Origin of the sequence: Streptomyces sp. NPDC002130, from assembly GCF_040296465.1 — a bacterium.
Lineage (GTDB): Bacteria > Actinomycetota > Actinomycetes > Streptomycetales > Streptomycetaceae > Streptomyces.
In genome coordinates this window covers 1-2,263 of the sequence record NZ_JBEOXI010000587.1, presented here as the reverse complement: position 1 = coordinate 2,263, position 2,263 = coordinate 1, and the positions used below count along the sequence as shown (strand labels likewise).

General features: G+C 62.5%; 3 protein-coding genes and 1 pseudogene. All 4 read right to left on the bottom strand.

Annotated features, from left to right (window positions below; genetic code table 11):
• Positions 1 to 207: 207 nt before the first annotated feature.
• Entirely contained in the window at positions 208 to 648 is a 441-nt protein-coding gene (locus ABT116_RS43165; RefSeq protein WP_209923620.1) for a DUF1931 family protein, read from the bottom strand.
• A gap of 13 nt (positions 649 to 661) precedes the next feature.
• Positions 662 to 1,381 carry an NAD(P)/FAD-dependent oxidoreductase gene (locus ABT116_RS43160; protein ID WP_351646218.1) on the bottom strand — a complete coding sequence of 240 codons (720 nt, stop codon included), beginning with the start codon at positions 1,379 to 1,381 and terminating at the stop codon, positions 662 to 664.
• A 12-nt stretch (positions 1,382 to 1,393) separates the two neighbouring features.
• Entirely contained in the window at positions 1,394 to 2,008 is a 615-nt protein-coding gene (locus tag ABT116_RS43155; RefSeq protein ID WP_351646216.1) for a GNAT family N-acetyltransferase, read from the bottom strand.
• A 63-nt stretch (positions 2,009 to 2,071) separates the two neighbouring features.
• Positions 2,072 to 2,263: pseudogene (locus tag ABT116_RS43150) on the bottom strand (hypothetical protein); the annotation flags it as partial.

Here is a 2,263-nt window from a genome sequence, read left to right as displayed (position 1 = left end):
CCCAGGTCCCCGCCAGCTCGGTATCCACCATCCGGGGTGAACCCACGAGCATTTCAGCGCGGCTGAATCGCTCCGGCATTTCCGGAGCAGGACGGCATATTCGAACTCAGACACGCTGTCTGGCGTGGTGTCGATAGCCGTGGTTCGTGATTCCCGACCACGGTGTGGTGTCCCGGTGATCTACTGGTTCGCCGGGACGGGTGGTAGTCACAGGAGTAGGTGGAAGATGTCGAAGGCGACTGTCCATTGGGCTGTGCCGGGGTTCTTGCGGTCCGGTTCGATCGTGGCGAAGGTTTGCGCCAGCGCTACGCTCAACCCTCCTGCGATCAGCGGCAGTCGTTGCTCTGTCTCCTCGGAGAGGGCCACGTCCAAGGGCGGGCGGGCGGTCAGTTGATCGAGCAGCGGTTGTAGTTCGATCTCCTCGTCGAGTTTTTCGAACCGGTGGATGCTCTCTTGTAATCCTTTGGTGATCGGCAGGTCCCACGGTTCGATCACGTCGCGCAAGTTTGCTTTCGCGGAGGCTTTCCCGATCAGGATCAGGTCGTAGATCTTGTCGTCGATGAAATCGGTATAGCGCTTGAGATCGTTCCGGTCGACCTGCAGTCCGGCCGCTGCCCTGAAGAACCGTTGGAATTTCACGGTGCCCATTACTGGCATGTCGTCAGCTCCTTTCGAAGTATTCATGGATTTGGCGTACGGCCATCGCTCCTTCGCCGACGGCGGATGCCACTCGTTTCACCGAACCTCGGCGGATGTCGCCCGCCGCGAACAGGCCGGGCAGGCTGGTTTCGAGCGTCCTGGACAGGCCGCCGTTGATTGGCAGGCTGCCGTCCGCTCGTGCGTGGATCGCGTCCACACCGGTGAGGACGAAGCCGTGGTCGTCGAGTGCGATCGCGTCGGCAAGCCACCCTGTGTGCGGTACTGCCCCGATGAAGACGAACAGGGCGCGCACCCGAATCGTGTCCTGGTCGCCGGTGCGATTGTCCTCGACTGCAATTGCTTCGAGGTATTTCTCGCCGTGGACCGCACGAATCTCGGTGTGCCGGTGCACGGTGACCCGCGGATGGTGTTCGATCTGGTCGACCAGGTATCGGGACATGCTCTTCCCGAGGTCATCGCCGCGGATGAGCAGGTGCACCTGTGAGACGTGCTCGGCGAGGAAGACGGCGGCCTGGCCGGCGGAGTTGCCGCCACCGACGATGGCTATCGGGTCCCACAACGAGGACACGTATTCGGCGCGCTTGTCGTCGAGAACGGCGCGCGCGCAGATCAGCAGCGAGCCGTCAGGTGACAACACCAGGCCGGACAACCTGGCCAGAGCGATGTAGTCGTCGAGTTCGTCGAACGGTGTGCCTGCGTGGAGCTCGGGAATCTGGGTCACCACTAGTTGGTATCACGCGCCACGCGGTTGACGCATCATTGCGTAGATCGTCGGCCCGCCGCCTGGCATCACGATGTCGCGGGTCACTTCGAAACCGAAGCGGTTGTAGTACGGGATGTTCGATTCCTTGCTGCTCTCGAGGTAAGCGTCGACATGTTCACGGTCACAACGCTCCAACCGGGAGTTCAGTAGTGCTTTGCCGTATCCCCCACCGCGCGCCGCGCTGCCGGTCCCTACCGTCGCGAGATACCAGTGCGGCGAATTCGGGTGTGCTCCTTCGAGAACGGAGCTGACCTCGGCCGCATGTCGTAGCCCCCTGCCGAAGACACGCACCATGGCCGGCAGGCTCACGAGCCCGGAAATCCACGACTGCTTCCACCGCCCCGGCGGATCCCACAGAGTTGCCCCGCCGATCACGCCGTTGTCATCGGTGGCCACCTCGACACCGCCACCGGCAAAGTGGTGGTAACGAGCTTCTGCGGCAAACAGTTTCGACAGGCGATCAGCCCTGGAGTCCTCGTCCGGCAACATCCAGGCCATCAAGGGATCATCCTCGAACGCCTCGGCCAACACTGCCGACAGTGCCGGAACATCGGATCGGACAGCCGGCCGTACGTGTACACCCATGAGGCGAGAGTACCGCCGACTGTCCGAATCACTGGACTTTGAACAGCGCTGTCCTTGAACCGATCAGACGAGCAAGCCCGCAATCCGCGGCGGAATCTGTTCGAGCGCGTACGGCAAGCTCAGTACGGTGCTCCACGTCATGGCTTCGGCAGCAGCGTCTTCCAGAATGATCGCGCGGCCGTCCTTCACGACGTCGAGTTCCTGGTAGATCGGGGTCTTGTCCAGCTCCGCGCGAAGCTTGTCGCCGTAGCCGCC

Bases quoted from the DNA above. Each gene is read 5' to 3' on its own strand.
- ABT116_RS43165 (WP_209923620.1), bottom strand. From the start codon at position 648: ATGGGCACCGTGAAATTCCAACGGTTCTTCAGGGCAGCGGCCGGACTG.
- ABT116_RS43155 (WP_351646216.1), bottom strand. From the start codon at position 2,008: ATGGGTGTACACGTACGGCCGGCTGTCCGATCCGATGTTCCGGCACTG.